General features: G+C 40.9%; 13 protein-coding genes and 2 tRNA genes. 8 read left to right on the forward strand and 7 right to left on the reverse strand.

Going from position 1 to position 14722, the window contains the following annotated elements; all coding sequences use genetic code 11:
- Nucleotides 1–4 precede the first annotated feature (4 nt).
- The 3 genes from MSG93_RS16670 (at nt 5) to MSG93_RS16680 (ending at nt 3293) form a co-directional block, all read left to right on the forward strand.
- On the forward strand, nt 5–778 hold the full coding sequence (locus MSG93_RS16670; RefSeq protein WP_324622562.1) for an enoyl-CoA hydratase: 774 nt from the start codon (nt 5–7) through the stop codon (nt 776–778).
- Between the two features lie 12 nt (nt 779–790).
- Nucleotides 791–1816: an enoyl-CoA hydratase/isomerase family protein gene (locus MSG93_RS16675; RefSeq protein ID WP_324622563.1), complete on the forward strand. Its 1026-nt coding sequence runs from the start codon at nt 791–793 to the stop codon at nt 1814–1816.
- A gap of 121 nt (nt 1817–1937) precedes the next feature.
- Nucleotides 1938–3293 (forward strand): MFS transporter, encoded by a 1356-nt coding sequence (locus MSG93_RS16680; protein ID WP_324622564.1) that lies wholly within the window; start codon nt 1938–1940, stop codon nt 3291–3293.
- Between the two features lie 132 nt (nt 3294–3425).
- Here the strand turns inward: MSG93_RS16680 and MSG93_RS16685 are convergent, their stop codons facing one another.
- The 5 genes from MSG93_RS16685 to MSG93_RS16705 form a co-directional block, all read right to left on the reverse strand.
- Entirely contained in the window at nt 3426–4907 is a 1482-nt protein-coding gene (locus MSG93_RS16685; RefSeq protein ID WP_324622565.1) for an aldehyde dehydrogenase, read from the reverse strand.
- Between the two features lie 161 nt (nt 4908–5068).
- Entirely contained in the window at nt 5069–6211 is a 1143-nt protein-coding gene (argE, locus tag MSG93_RS16690) for an acetylornithine deacetylase (protein WP_324622566.1), read from the reverse strand.
- Nucleotides 6204–7190, reverse strand: coding sequence for a LysR family transcriptional regulator (locus MSG93_RS16695; RefSeq protein ID WP_159885526.1), 987 nt, complete (start codon nt 7188–7190; stop codon nt 6204–6206). The genes argE and MSG93_RS16695 overlap by 8 nt, the downstream gene beginning before the upstream one ends.
- Before the next feature lie 35 nt (nt 7191–7225).
- Nucleotides 7226–7897, reverse strand: coding sequence for a DUF1028 domain-containing protein (locus MSG93_RS16700; protein WP_324622567.1), 672 nt, complete (start codon nt 7895–7897; stop codon nt 7226–7228).
- 14 nt (nt 7898–7911) lie between these two features.
- The gene (locus tag MSG93_RS16705) at nt 7912–8325 is read right to left on the reverse strand and encodes a RidA family protein (protein ID WP_324622568.1); all 414 of its coding nucleotides are present in this window, start codon (nt 8323–8325) and stop codon (nt 7912–7914) included.
- 405 nt (nt 8326–8730) lie between these two features.
- Between MSG93_RS16705 and MSG93_RS16710 the strand changes: the two genes are divergently transcribed.
- The 4 genes from MSG93_RS16710 (at nt 8731) to MSG93_RS16725 (ending at nt 13926) form a co-directional block, all read left to right on the forward strand.
- The gene (locus tag MSG93_RS16710) at nt 8731–10020 is read left to right on the forward strand and encodes an NAD(P)/FAD-dependent oxidoreductase (protein WP_324622569.1); all 1290 of its coding nucleotides are present in this window, start codon (nt 8731–8733) and stop codon (nt 10018–10020) included.
- A gap of 41 nt (nt 10021–10061) precedes the next feature.
- Nucleotides 10062–11465, forward strand: a complete 1404-nt coding sequence (locus MSG93_RS16715) for an APC family permease (RefSeq protein WP_324622570.1) — start codon at nt 10062–10064, stop codon at nt 11463–11465.
- Between the two features lie 28 nt (nt 11466–11493).
- Nucleotides 11494–12894, forward strand: coding sequence for an aminotransferase (locus MSG93_RS16720; RefSeq protein WP_324622571.1), 1401 nt, complete (start codon nt 11494–11496; stop codon nt 12892–12894).
- 195 nt (nt 12895–13089) lie between these two features.
- On the forward strand, nt 13090–13926 hold the full coding sequence (locus tag MSG93_RS16725) for a hypothetical protein (RefSeq protein WP_324622572.1): 837 nt from the start codon (nt 13090–13092) through the stop codon (nt 13924–13926).
- A gap of 99 nt (nt 13927–14025) precedes the next feature.
- On the opposite strand, the gene MSG93_RS16730 is transcribed toward MSG93_RS16725, so the two are convergent.
- Both MSG93_RS16730 and MSG93_RS16735 read right to left on the reverse strand, forming a co-directional pair.
- Nucleotides 14026–14101: transfer RNA gene (locus MSG93_RS16730), tRNA-Gly, on the reverse strand.
- Nucleotides 14102–14146: 45 nt separating this feature from the next.
- Nucleotides 14147–14222 (reverse strand) — tRNA-Gly (locus tag MSG93_RS16735).
- Nucleotides 14223–14411: 189 nt separating this feature from the next.
- Here MSG93_RS16735 and MSG93_RS16740 point away from each other — a divergent pair.
- Nucleotides 14412–14720 (forward strand): BolA family protein, encoded by a 309-nt coding sequence (locus tag MSG93_RS16740; RefSeq protein WP_005228347.1) that lies wholly within the window; start codon nt 14412–14414, stop codon nt 14718–14720.
- Nucleotides 14721–14722: the final 2 nt, after the last annotated feature.

A 14722-nucleotide genomic window follows, 5' to 3' on the forward strand; every position in this document is an offset into this window, starting at 1 on the left:
AAGCATGCAGTGGAACAGTATTTTATTAGAAAAGCGTAATGGCGTTGGATTGATTACCCTGAACCGTCCGCAAGCCTTGAATGCGCTGAATAGTGAATTGATTAGTGAAATCAATCAGGCCTTAGACCAGCTCGAAAAAGATCGTGAGATTGGCTGTATGGTATTGGCAGGTTCTGAAAAGGCGTTCGCCGCAGGGGCTGATATTAAGGAAATGGCTGAACTACATTTTCCAGATATCTACTTCGACGACTTTTTCCATCTGGCAGATCGTATTGCACAACGCCGTAAACCGCTCATTGCGGCGGTCAGTGGCTATGCTTTGGGTGGTGGCTGTGAACTGGCACTGATGTGTGACTTTATCTATTGTGCAGACAATGCCAAGTTTGGTTTACCCGAAGTGACTTTAGGTGTCATACCGGGCATTGGTGGTACACAGCGTTTAACCCACGCGATTGGCAAAGCCAAAGCTATGGAAATGTGCTTTACCGCACGGCAAATGGGGGCGGTCGAGGCAGAACAAAGTGGTTTGGTGGCACGTGTATTTAGTAAAGAACAATTACTGGAGCAGACCCTACAAGCCGCAGAAAAAATTGCAGCGCGCTCTTTAACCGCCAATATGATGCTGAAAGAAACCATCAATCGTGCCTTTGAGGTCAATCTCACCGAAGGCTTACGTTTTGAGCGCCGTATGTTCCATTCGATTTTTTCAACTTCAGATCAAAAAGAGGGCATGCAGGCCTTTGTGGAAAAACGGCAGGCAAACTTTAAAAATCAATAAGGGGGCAAAAAAATGAATACAGAACAACACTTAATGGTTGAGCAACAAGGCCGTTTAGGCATGATTAGTCTGGATCGGGTCAAGCATTTGAATGCGCTATCGCTCGATATGATTGAGGGCATTTGTACACAGCTGCAACTGTGGCGCAATGATGCTGCCATTCAGGCGGTTTTGTTCAAATCGAATAGTCCCAAAGCCTTTTGTGCGGGTGGCGATATCCGTTATCTGTATGACAGTTATAAGAATGCAACCGCTGATTATAAAGGCTATTTCAGCGCTGAATATACCATGCTCAATCTGCTACGCGAATATCCAAAGCCCGTGATGGTCCTCCTCGATGGCTATGTACTGGGTGGCGGTTTTGGCTTGGCCCAGGCCTGTCACATTGTGGTGAGTAGTGAAAAGTCCAGATTTGCCATGCCTGAAACCGCGATTGGCTTTTTCCCAGACGTGGGTGCAACCCATTTCCTGTCTCGGCTGGATGATATTGGCGTGTATATGGCGATTACGGGAGAACAGATCAGCAGCAGCGATGCGCTCTATCTTGATCTGATCGATTACCATGTGCCGAGTGAGCAATTGTCTGCCTTACAGGCAGCGTTGATTGCAGCGCCAAACTTGAGCAAAGCCAATATTGAACAGATCATTGCCCGTTTTATTACTCGTCCTGCTGAAAGTGAACTCAAGCAACTCATTGAACCGATCCGTAAACATTTCGGTTTTCAACATCTGGATGAGATCGAGCATAGCCTTGAACATGAGCAGGAGGAACAGTTTAAAACTTGGGCCAGCAAGCTGCTGGATATTTTGCAGCAACGCTCCTTTATCGCCAAGCAAACCAGCCTGAAATTACAGTATCTAGGCCGTGGACTGTCTTTGCAGCAGTGCATGCAACTGGAACGGGATTTACAGGATATCTGGTTTGAGCATGGTGATTTTATTGAAGGTGTGCGCGCCTTAATTGTCGATAAAGACAAACAGCCCAAATGGCAACAGCGTAATCCTGAACTGGAACAGATACTGGAAAAACTAAGCTAAATACACACTCCCTTCTATCTACAAACCTCAAGGAGTATCAACCCTCTGAACATGCTGGTGATCAGGATTGAGCATCAGCACAAAAATATAAAACAAGAATATCCAAGCAAGGAAAATGACGATGCAAACAATACATGGAAACGGTTCATCTCCTAACAAGTCATCTCATCGACTGGCAGGTATCTCCAGTATGGTGGGGACCACCATTGAGTGGTATGACTTTTTTATCTACGGTGCAGCAGCAGCTTTAATTTTCAATAAATTATTTTTCCCCAATCTTGATCCACTGACGGGCGTACTCGCTGCCTTTGCGACCTATGCTGTGGGATTTATTGGGCGACCACTCGGTGGACTGGTATTTGGGCATTTTGGTGACAAGATTGGCCGCAAATCGATGCTGTTGCTGACCCTGATGCTGATGGGAATTCCCACAGTGCTGATCGGTCTGTTACCGACCTATGAATCAATTGGTTACTGGGCTGCCATTGGCTTGGTGATCTTGCGCTTTATCCAAGGGATGGCGATGGGTGGTGAGTGGGGCGGTGCCGTACTCATGGCTGTTGAACATGCGCCAGAGGGCAAAAAAGGCTTCTGGGGTAGTCTTCCTCAGGCCAGTACGGGCGGCGGGCTGATGCTGGCTTCGATTGCCTTGGGGCTGGTGTCTTTATTGCCTGAACAGGCCCTGTTTAGCTGGGGCTGGCGGATTCCCTTCCTGGCCAGCATTATTTTACTGGCAGTCGGTTGGTACATCCGGGTGAAGGTGCCGGAGTCGCCAGACTTTGAAAAAGTCAAACAACAGGCTGAAGCAGTTAAAGTGCCGGCCTTGCAGGTATTCAAGCAGCATCCTAAGCAATTGATCAGCATTATTGTGGCACGTGCGGCGGAGAATGCATGGTTTTATATTGCCTCTACCTTTACCTTGGCCTACACCACCACACAACTGGGCATTGCCAGACAGGAAATTTTATTTGCCACCATTTGCGGTGCCGCCGTGATTTTAGTGATGACACCTTTATGTGGGCATTTGTCCGATAAGGTTGGGCAGCGCAATATGTTCATGTTCGGTCTGTGTATGCTGGCGCTGTATTGTTATCCCTTCTTTAGCATGCTCAATAGCAAAGACCCGGTGCTGGTGTGGACGGCAATTGTATTGGCAATTGGTGTGGTCTTTCCGCTCATGTATGCACCGCAGGCACAATTGTTTGCACGGCAGTTTCCCGCAGAGATCCGTTATAGCGGTATCTCGATTTCGGTCCAGCTGGCAGGTGTCGTCGGTGGTGGTCTTGCGCCACTGATTGCGACAAAGCTACTTAGTGTCGGTGGCGGCAGCCCTCATCTGATTATGATATATATTGGCAGTATGGCGGTGATTGCGATTATCTCGACCACCTTTATGCCACGTGATCGAAAATATGGTGTGGTAGAAACTGAGATGAAAAAACAAAGTCTCAATTTGGATGCCAAGATGACTGAATAGATTTAATTTTATGTTCCACGTGGAGCATAAATGTTGTTCATGAATATGCTTAATATTGTGGGAAGAGCACTAAATCGTTTTGACCTATTTAGTGCTCTTTGAGATCGAAGAAACACGAAAAAATTTATAAAACTATAATTGAATCCATGTTGTTTTCAGCTGGGTGAATTTATCAATTGCATGTAAAGATAAATCACGTCCATAACCTGATTGTTTATATCCCCCGAATGGGGTGCTGACGTCCAAGGCATCCACAGTATTAATAGATACTGTACCGACCAAGAGCTGTTTAGACAGGAGGATTGCTTTCTGAATGTCTTTTGTCCAAATCGAGGCTGCTAATCCATAAATAGAGTGGTTAGCCAGTTCTACAGCGTCTTCTTTCGTTTCAAATGTTGTAATGGCGACAACTGGACCAAAAACTTCATTGTGGAAGATATTAAAATTAGGATCTATACCAATCAAAACTGTAGGTGCCACGTAAGTCGATACATCTAAATACGCGTCCAGTTGTAATTCAATAGTATGGCATTGTGCACCTTGAAGCTTGGCTTGATCAATGGCTGCTCTTACATTCTGCGCATGTTTTCGATCAATCAAACAGCCCATATTGGTATTCGGGTCCAAAGGATCGCCAACCACAAGATTTTTGGCTTTTGCTACAAATTTTTCTATAAATTGTTGAGCAATACTTTTTTCTAATAAGATGCGGGAATTGGCAGAACAAACCTCACCTTGATTATAAAAAGCACCGAAAATCGCTTTATCAACAGCTCGTTCTAAATCGGCATCAGCAAAAATAATGTTGGCACTCTTTCCGCCAGTTTCAGGCCATACAGGTTTCATATTAGATTCGGCTGAATAGACTAAAAATTTTTTTGCCGTTTCTGTAGAACCTGTGAATACTAAACAATCTACATCTGGATGTCGTCCAAGTGCCTGTCCAGTGATATGACCCAAGCCTGTAACCACTTGAAAAACACCATCGGGAATGCCAGCTTGCTTTGCGAGTTCTGCTAGTTTTAGCGCTGTAAATGGCGATTGCTCAGCTGGTTTTAACACAACGCAGTTTCCTGTAGCTAGAGCAGGTGCGAGTTTCCAACTCGCCAAATCAAGTGGGAAGTTCCAAGGTACAACTGCAGCAACTACGCCGATAGGTTCACGGCTCACCATTGCCAGTTGATCCTTACTTGTTGGTGCAATTTCATCGTAAATTTTATCAATACTCTCGGCATACCACTCAAAGCAGGATGCAGCGCCAGGAATATCAACATTGAGTGAATCTTGAATCGGTTTGCCGACATTTAATGTTTCCAGTAAAGCGAGTTCTTCTGCATTTTCACGAATAAGGTCAGCAAGTTTTTTTAATTTTTGTTTACGTTCGCGAGGTGATAAACAAGACCAGACACCGCTTGTAAAAGCATTTCTAGCACATTGAATGACCTGATCGACTTCATCAGCATCACATGCAGACATATCAACTAAATGTTCAGCTGTAGCAGGATTTGATACGCTATAGCTATGCTGACTCTTCACATATTTTCCATCCATAAAATAGGAAGATGGAAGTTTTGTTTGAGTAAGTTGATTTAACCAATCCTGTTTTAATTTCATTGAATTTCCCTGCAATTCTAGCTATATAGAATGCTTAAACGTATTATTTTTAGCTAATTTTGTGAATTCGCTTTATATAAGCCTTAGGTTAAGAAAAAACAAATTAGATATTTGTTTGGGCACATCTCTCATTATTTAATCAACACAATCTGATTTAAATGTTAATGACGAATCGCATTGAGTAAGCGTTCAAAAAAATCATCACATTCCTGCATTTGTGAGATCTCGATATATTCATCTGGTTTATGTGCAACTTGAATAGAGCCTGGGCCACACACTAAAACAGCGGAATTCAATTGTTGGTGAAACAGTCCTCCCTCAGTTCCAAATGAAATTTTCTGTAGCTCTGCAGCTGGATCAACGAGAGTTTGTAAGAACTTAACCGCTTGTATTGTTGTTGACGTATTCAAGCCCGGGTATTGATTGATTTCCTGAAAACTTACAAATTTTGCATGAGGGCTTTGCTCAATATAGTTAAAAATTTTCTCTTGAACCGAATTTATATTTTGTTCAGCGATATTACGAATTTCATAATCTAAAATGCATTCATTGGGGACGATATTTAATGCTTTTCCTCCCTGAATTTTTCCGACATGCACAGTGGTAAAAGGGACGTCGTAGGCCGTATCTAAACGTGGACCTTCAGCAATCTCTTTTTGAGTAAATGTGATTGCCTCAATAACGCTTTGCGCACAGTGAATCGCATTTACATATAAAGGGGCTAAAGCAGAGTGCCCCTCTTGCCCATGACAAATTGCTTTGAATACAGCTTTACCCTTATGTCCTGTCGCAATATTCATACTGGTGGGTTCGCCAATAATGCACAGCTCTGGTTGAACAATTAATTCAGAGAGTTGCTTGAGAATTCCTCGTACTCCAATACAGCCAATCTCTTCATCATATGAAAGGCATAAATGTAGCGGTTTAATCAATTGTTGGGTCTGTGCTGCTTTAAGCATGGCATGAATCGCACATGCGATAAAACCTTTCATATCCGCTGTGCCACGGCCATAAATTTTATTATCTTTAATAGATGCTTGAAACGGTTCAGCACTCCAAGCTTGACCTGTAACGGGCACGACATCTGTATGCCCAGATAGCAATATCCCAGCTTGATCTTGAGGACCTATACTTGCCAATAAGTTGGCTTTGGTCTGCTCTGTATTGAAATTTAAAGTAATACGAATCCCTTCAGGTTCAAGTAAATCTTTTACAAACTGAATTAACGCTAAATTGCTTTTATAGGAAGTTGTATCAAATGCAACAAGTTGCTTGAGTAAGTCAATACTCGACAGATTAGACATCTGAAGAATCCTTGTGGGTTTGAGTTTTAATATGTGGATCATAGAAATGAGCAGAGCTCATACCGGGGATAAAGTGATCTGAGATAAAGCTTTTACAACGGCTAATAAAAGCTTGCACAACAATATTTGTTGGTACGTTTTTAGGTGTAGCAATACCTATATGCATAGGCCGATGTTCATCGGCAATACGGATGCGGATTAGGCGTTTACCATCTAGGCTGTAATTGTTCTTAGGGCGGACATTTAAAATGGTGTAGCCAATATTATTGGCAACCATTGAGCGTACCACATCAATATTTTTTGAAGATCGTACAACGTTTGGATTTAGATTTTGGGTGCGAAATAGAGATAAGAAATATTCATTGCTATAGGGCATATCTAGAAGAATCATTGGATATTGTGATAGTTCTTCTAAAGTTACTGCTGGCGATGCGGCTAAAGGGTGTTCCTCACTCACGAGCGCATGTGGTGGCAGTTTAGTTAAAGACTCAAAATGAATCAGATGTTCATCAATATTAAGATCGTAAGTTAAAGCAACATCGAGATCATTGCGTATCAGAGAACTCAGAAGAGCTTGTTGATCATCTTCATAAAGATCTAAAGAAACCTGTTTATATAAATTGGAAAATCCATGGATGATATCTGCGTAGACCATCGGAGCAAAAGCGGGAAAACAGCCGAGCTTTAATGGTCCGCGGATTGAGCCTGAAAATTCTGCGGCGAGAGAGTATAGGCCCGAAGCTTGGTTCAAAATGTGTTTACATTCCAACATGACATTTTTACCTACAGCAGTTGGAATTAAGCCTTTAGCATGTTGACGAATAAATAGTTGGGTTTGTAATTCTGATTCAATATGTGCGATTGCAGCAGAAATAGATGGAGAAGATACATGTATCTTCTCCGAAGCAATAATGATGCTGCCACATTCAGCAGTTGCAACAAAGTATTCCATTTGTCTTAAAGAAATTCGATTTAACACTTTGGATACATCTCCATTGTATATCCCAAAAAAGTTTATTCATTTCCTGGAACACCATAGCTAGGAGCACTTGTTGGGTCTAAAGCTCTTAAAACATAATCATCAACTTGAGGTTCATATATTTGCCATAGTGCTATAAGTTCAGAAATGGGTTGATCTGACCAGTCCACTCGCAAATCGATAATTGGCCACTCCAATTTGTCAACAACCAAGAGACCAGCAGAATGTACATCTCCAGCTTCACCACCTGCTTGTTCTCCAGCTTGCAGTGCATACAGTAGGCGCTCAGCTAAAGCGCCTTTACTTTGCTCGAACTGTTCCAGCATAGCGCGAGTCACATTTATATTATCGAGTAAATTACCTGCGCAAACCACATCTGTCCCCAGATGTTGAGCATAAATACCCAGAGTATTTTCCCCGCTAAAAGCAAATGGTGCATTATGTGCATCAAGCAGAGTAAGTTGGCGATAGTCAATAAAATCAGTATTTTTAGTTAACTCATCGATAGCATTTTGAGGTGAGATATTATATTTAACCATTTCAAGCAAAATGCTGGCCAATTGTGGATCAGTTACATTTTGACTGGCAGCCACACCAATACCTGCTTTTGCACGTATACATCTTGCTGCGACGGCTGGAGAGGATGAACTGATCGCTGCACCGAACTGTCCTGTTTCACTACATCTAGCAATGATTGAAAATGTCATGTTGCTCTCGTTTTTTAGTCTGGAATAACAGCGATTGCATCAACTTCTACCAGCCATTCGGGACGTGCCAAGGCTGAAACTACGAGTCCTGTTGAGACGGGATAAACACCTTTGAGCCATTTACCAACTACGCGGTACACATCTTCACGATAGCGTGGGTCTATGATATATATAGTAATTTTACAAATATCGGCCAATTCTCCGCCTGCTTCTTTGAGTAACATGTCAATGTTATACATTGCTTGTTCGGTTTGACCCGTGACATCCGCAAGAGCAACACTTTCCGATGTGTCTAGGTTCTGTCCGATTTGTCCGCGCAGAAAAACAGTTCGACCACGCGCAACGACAGCTTGGCAAAGATCATTATCTAAGTTCTGTTCTGGATAGGTTTTTTTTGTGTTAAATGTACGAATACGAGTATGTTTCACTGCATAATCCTAGGTAAATAATTATGTTTATCTAGTATGCGCAGTTCGAGTGTAGTCACAATTTTTGTTTTCCTTTCTATTAATTTACTTTTTCCGTATTAATGACAAAATTAAAATTTTATTTTGAATAAATCTATTTATTTCATTTGTTTATAGCCTTGGTTCAGCTTTTTTGAGCCACTTGTTCTGAATATCCTATTTTCTCTTTGTTTCAGTGCTACCTATATTTTTCCTAAAAGCGTTGAGTGTTGTCTTGAAGCTTGGAACTTTCATTTTTCAAAAACAGAAATATGAAAATCACATATCCAAGTTAAGCAACGTGAGATCGACAGTTGATAGTAAACGTGTACCAGACGTTTAAAAAAGTTGCTATGAGCAACTGACTCCATTCGACAAGGAAAAATGATGAGCTTAGATAAATTAGAAATAGATACGGTAGTTGTTGGTGCAGGTCAGGCAGGGGTTGCGATGAGTGAGCATCTTACCGAGCTAAAAATTCCACATGTGGTATTAGAAAAGGATCGTATTGCAGAAGCATGGCGCACACGTCGCTGGGATTCATTGGTCGCGAATGGACCATGTTGGCATGATCGATTTCCTAATATGGAATTTGAGGCTGATCCAGATACCTTTGTGCATCATGATCAAGTTGCTGAATATTTTGAAAAATATGCAAAACGATTTAATGCTCCAATTCATAGCAATGTTGAAGTCAAAAAAGTTCAATTAAATAAGCAAGGTGCTGGTTTTATAGTTGAAACGTCTAACGGTACTTTGAAAGCACAACGTGTCGTTGTTGCAACAGGACCTTTCCAAAAAGCAATTATTCCCCCGATTGCCCCTAAAAATGATGGTTTATATCAAATCCATTCCGATCAATATAAAAATCCCAAGCAACTGCCTGATGGCGCTGTTCTAGTCATTGGTTCAGGTTCTTCTGGTGTACAAATCGCGGATGAGTTAAATCGTGCAGGTAAAAAGGTGTATTTATCTGTAGGGGCACATGAGCGACCTCCACGAGTTTATCGTCAACGTGACAATGTTTGGTGGTTAGGTGTATTGGGAGGTTGGGATAGCAGTAAGACAGATACTGGGCCTTTGAAAGGTTTGGCTGTTAGTGGAGCGTATGGTGGGCACTCCATTGATTTTAGACGCTTAGCGTTAGACGGCATCACACTGTTAGGTATGACGAAACAGTTTGAAGGTGAAAAGGTCAGCTTTCAAAATGATTTACAAACGACATTACAGGACAGTGATAAAGCTTATTTCGAATTTTTAGATGCTGCGGATGCTTATGTGCAGCGTACAGGCATTGACTTACCTGAAGAGCCAGAAGCTAGAACTGTTTTAGGTGATGCTGAGTGTATTCAGCAACCTATTTTAGCACTTAATTTGGCACAAGCAGGGATTACCTCGGTGATTTGGGCATCAGGTTTTGGCTTCGATCATAGCTGGCTAGAAGTCGATGCCTTTGATGCTACTGGCAAGCCCAATCATAAATTGGGTGTATCAACAGAACCGGGTATTTATTTCATTGGCCTTCCTTATTTGTATGGCCGTGGTTCAAGCTTTATTTGGGGTGTTTGGCACGATGCAAAACGCATTGCAGGACATATCGATATTCAGCGCAACTATTTAGAGTATCAAGATAAAAACCAAAGAGATGCTTTTGAAAAAGAAGCAAAAACTGCATGAGATAACGTTTAAAAGTTCAATCTCCACGTTAGGATGAGCGTATGACGGTACATAATGATAAGCAAGGAAGCCGCTTAATCAATCAGGTCAGAGTGATTGGTAAAAAACAATTAAGTTTATTTGATTTAATCGCTATTGCTGTTGGCTTGGTGCTATCACAAGGTGTGATGGTAATGATTTTGCAAGGATTTGGATTGAGTGGAATCAGTTTTTTTATTCCGCTCATTATTGGATTCCTATTGGCGTTGACCTATGCGGCATCTTTTGCAGAATTAGCCCTATTAATACCTAAAAATGGCAGTATCAGTGATTATAGTCTGGTCGCAACAGGGCATCTACCTGCGATGCTTTCTGTATTTTGTGGCTATATTGTGGTTGCGATGTTTGCTGTTTCTGCTGAGCTGATTTTAATCGATGGCATTATACAACAGATATTTAAGCTTGATATTCCGTACTTTGGTATTGGTGTTCTTATTTTATTGATGTCAACAGGTCTGAATTTACTCAAAATTGATATCTTTTCAAAAGTACAAAATACCTTGGCTTTTGTCATGGTGATGTTATTGCTTGTACTGGGGGTAGCGGCATTGAGTGGTTGGTTTTATCCACATACACAAGTGATCGATTATCAGCTTAATTTCGATACCAACACTGTTGCACTCGTTGCGTTGGCCTTTTGGGGGTTTGTAGGTGCAGAGTTTGTTGCGCCTATGATCGAAGAATCAAAAAATGCCAGTCGAAATATCCCTCGCTCGATGTATATCGGTTTAACCACAATTTTTATCACTATTTCATTATATGGGGTAGGAGCACTTTATTTCTTGCCTAAAGAGCAATTGGTTAATTCTTTGACCCCTCATATTGAGTATGCAACAGCTGTATTTGGGCCGTCAGGTTTACTCTTTATCGTTATTGGTGCGGTATTTGCAACCTTGAGTACCTTAAATACGACTTTGGCTGCCTTACCAAGGATGTTGCAAGGCATGGCGACAAATAAACAAGTTTTATCCATTTTTGCGCGCACCAATCATAGAAATAACGTGCCTTGGGTGGGGGTATTGTTTATTGCATTCATTATCATGATCCCGATGCTGTTTTCACACCGTGAAACTGAGGTCATTAAAGTACTGTTAACCGCTGCCTGTATTTCTTGGTTGATTGCTTATGTGATTGCACACACGAACGTGATGGTGTTACGGCAACGTTACCCACAGATGGCCCGACCTTACAAAGCACCATTTTATCCATTCCTGCAGATCTTCGGCATTATTGGCATGCTCCTGACGATTTTCTATGCAGTGCCGAGTCCAGAGCTGAGCGTCAAAGTCTTTAGCTGGGTGGGAATCGTCATCGGTTCGACCACTATCATAAGCATCCTTTGGATCAAATTAGCGATGAAGAAACAACTCTTTCAACCTGAATCAATCGAAAGCTTGATGAAATAAAACTAGAATTTTAACAAGGAGTAATAACATGAATCAGTTATCAACAACACAAATCACCGAAATTTGGCAAAAAGATAAAGATCACCATATTCATCCATGGACTGACTTTGCAACATTTAAAGATGAGGGAGCCATGATCCTTGCACAAAGTGAAGGATGTTATGTTTTTGATGCTGAAGGCAATAGATATCTCGATGGTATTGGCGGTTTATGGTGTGTGAACGTTGGGTATGGGCGCCAAGAAATAGCAGATGCGATTTCAGAACAGGTTATGAAAATTCCATACTATTCCGCATTTGGGCATCATACCTCTATTCCTGCTGCAAAATTATCGGCAAAAATAGCTGAATTGGCGCCAGGAAATCTTAATCATGTTCTATTTGGCTGTGGTGGTTCAGTTGCCAATGATACCGCTGTGCGGGTCATTCACTTTTATTTTAATCAACTTGGTAAACCAACGAAGAAAAAATTAATTTCTCGAAAAGATGGCTATCACGGTAGTACATATATCAGTATGTCATTAACAGGGGTCGAGTTTGACCATATCGGTTTTGATATCGAGCGTGAACTGGTGCATCACATTTCCTGTCCTAATCCATATCGTAGGGCAGAAGGTCAGAGCTTAGAAGATTTCTGCGACGAAAAAGTTCAGGAATTAGAAAATAAAATTCTAGAATTAGGCCCAGACAATGTTGCTGCTTTTTTTGCCGAGCCCATCATGGGGGCAGGCGGGGTAATTGTGCCGCCTGTTGGTTATCATAAGAAAACCTTAGACGTCTGTCGTAAATATGGTGTGTTATACGTATCAGACGAAGTCGTTACCGCATTTGGTCGCTTAGGGCACTTTTTTGCTTCAGAAGCTGAATTCGGCATTGTTCCAGATATTATTACTTGTGCCAAAGGTTTATCTTCTGGTTATTTACCTTTGGGCGCAACCGTTATTTCTGATGACATCTATAACGTCATTAGTAAGCCTCAGGCAGATGGTGCGCTATTTACGCATGGTTTTACCTACTCTGGTCATCCTGTTTCTTGTGCCGCAGCCTTAAAAAATATTGAAATTATTGAGCGTGAAAATTTACTCCAACATGTCAATGATGTCGGTCAATATTTTGAAGATCAATTAAAAACATTGGTTGACTTGGACATTGTGGGTGAGGTGCGCGGTAAGAAATTTATGATGTGTATTGAAAACTTAGCCAATAAGAAAACCAAGGAGCTTTTCCCGAGTTCAGTTAATGTCGGATCTCGCATTGCCGATTATTGCCAACAAGATGGTTTGATCATTCGACCCGTTGGTCATATGAATATTATGTCGCCACCTTTAATTTTAAATAAAGAACATGTGGATTTCATCATCAGAACATTGCGAAAAGCAATTTTAAACACAATGGCTGATCTTAAGGGGGAAGGTTATTTAGCTGCTTAGATTTTGAAAAGTAAGATTCAAATGAGAGGCATGAATCTTACTTTTTCATTTTAAATGAAGCTTTTATTTTGATTACTACTATTTTTCGAATTTTCTATATCTCTGAATAGTTGATGCTCACCACAAGTGAATGACTTGCTTTTTGAATAGAGGCAGAGAAAGTCACATTCTAAATTTTTTAAAAGGGAATTTTACATGCTGAGATTTCATCAAAGCTTGATGGTAATGCTGTTGTTCTCTAATTCTATTTATGCAGAAGAGAGTAATAAAAAAATGAATATTTCTGGTTCATTAACATTGGCTTCGGATTATGTTCTGCGTGGTGCAACGAATTACCCTGAGAAATCTGATGCCACATTACAGGGTGTTTTAACACTAAGTTATGACAATATCTATGTAAGTTATTTTGGTTCTAAATTAGGTTATTCGTTTTCTGAGATGCAACATAAAAATAAAATTTTAACCGATCCTAACTTAACTGATCGTGAGAAAACAGAAAATATTGATACATTAAGAAAGCCTTCATCAGACTACTATGAGCATGATCTTATTTTAGGCTATAAAACTAGCTTAGATAAATGGGACTTAGATTTTAATATAGCGACCTATCTATATCCTGGCGGGGAAAATACAACCAGTGTCGAGATGGGTATCTTTTTGAATCGTTTGTTAAGTGACAGTATTGGGAATAGCATAAACTTGACATTTCAAACCTATTTAAATGATGTTGTTTATGCGAATCAATTGGATACCTACTTAACCTTGAGCTATATCCATCCTTTAATCAATAATTTTAGCCTCAGTCTTTCTAGTGCATTTTCATATTTTAATGATAATGGGAAATATGAAGGTGGTTCATTTCTGAATACAACTGAAGATTTTGCGTGGAGATTTACTGCTGTTGAGTTATCTCGTCCAATTTTAAAAGATCAAAGTGCTTTGGTATCAATGAAGTATATTTTTGGTGGTGAAAACCGTTCTGGAGAAGCGCAGAAGAATATGCCTATTTTTAGTATGAGTTATAATTTTTAAGAAGTATCGATATTTGCTTAAAGAATTCCTTTAAATAAAAAAATATTGAAATATCAACATAAAAAAAGCCCTCATCTTTCGATAAGGGCCTTTTAAATTTGGAGCGGGAAACGAGACTCGAACTCGCGACCCCAACCTTGGCAAGGTTATGCTCTACCAACTGAGCTATTCCCGCATATTGAGCAGTTTTTACTAAAACTTACACTTAAAAAAACCAATCTGGAGCGGGAAACGAGACTCGAACTCGCGACCCCAACCTTGGCAAGGTTATGCTCTACCAACTGAGCTATTCCCGCGTGCCAGCTATAATACATTAAGCAAAACAAGGGTCAACAACTTTATGCAAAGAAATTGTTTAATTGCATAAAATAAAAGCATTTTCATTCAAAAATAACCTAAAAAGCAAAAAAATGGATAAAAGTTTCGCTTCAAGAGAGGTCATGTATACTAATGAACTATCTCAATCTGACCGGACAGCCTGACTCATGAATTTAGAACAACAGTTGATTGAACGTTTACAAACACTGGCACCCACTCATCTCGAAGTGATTAATGAGTCAGCAGGACATGGTGGTTATTTCCCAGGGAAGGAATCACATTTTAAAGTGATTGTGGTCAGTGATGAATTCCAAGGCTTACGTCTGGTACAGCGTCATCAAAAGATTTATGCCGTTGCTGCCGAGCTAATGAGCCCGGGTCGTATCCATGCGCTGGCGATTCATGCCTATATCCCGAGTGAATGGCAAGGTGAAGCACCTGCCAGTCCTGACTGTGCACATGCACCAAAAGCTTAAGG

The sequence above is a fragment of the Acinetobacter sp. IK40 genome (genome assembly GCF_035615075.1).
GTDB classification, from domain to species: domain Bacteria; phylum Pseudomonadota; class Gammaproteobacteria; order Pseudomonadales; family Moraxellaceae; genus Acinetobacter; species Acinetobacter courvalinii.

Bases quoted from the DNA above. Each gene is read 5' to 3' on its own strand.
- MSG93_RS16670 (WP_324622562.1), top strand. From the start codon at position 5: ATGCAGTGGAACAGTATTTTATTAGAAAAGCGTAATGGCGTTGGATTG.
- MSG93_RS16675 (WP_324622563.1), top strand. From the start codon at position 791: ATGAATACAGAACAACACTTAATGGTTGAGCAACAAGGCCGTTTAGGC.
- MSG93_RS16680 (WP_324622564.1), top strand. From the start codon at position 1,938: ATGCAAACAATACATGGAAACGGTTCATCTCCTAACAAGTCATCTCAT.
- MSG93_RS16685 (WP_324622565.1), bottom strand. From the start codon at position 4,907: ATGAAATTAAAACAGGATTGGTTAAATCAACTTACTCAAACAAAACTT.
- argE (WP_324622566.1), bottom strand. From the start codon at position 6,211: ATGTCTAATCTGTCGAGTATTGACTTACTCAAGCAACTTGTTGCATTT.
- MSG93_RS16700 (WP_324622567.1), bottom strand. From the start codon at position 7,897: ATGACATTTTCAATCATTGCTAGATGTAGTGAAACAGGACAGTTCGGT.
- MSG93_RS16710 (WP_324622569.1), top strand. From the start codon at position 8,731: ATGAGCTTAGATAAATTAGAAATAGATACGGTAGTTGTTGGTGCAGGT.
- MSG93_RS16715 (WP_324622570.1), top strand. From the start codon at position 10,062: ATGACGGTACATAATGATAAGCAAGGAAGCCGCTTAATCAATCAGGTC.
- MSG93_RS16720 (WP_324622571.1), top strand. From the start codon at position 11,494: ATGAATCAGTTATCAACAACACAAATCACCGAAATTTGGCAAAAAGAT.
- MSG93_RS16725 (WP_324622572.1), top strand. From the start codon at position 13,090: ATGCTGAGATTTCATCAAAGCTTGATGGTAATGCTGTTGTTCTCTAAT.
- MSG93_RS16740 (WP_005228347.1), top strand. From the start codon at position 14,412: ATGAATTTAGAACAACAGTTGATTGAACGTTTACAAACACTGGCACCC.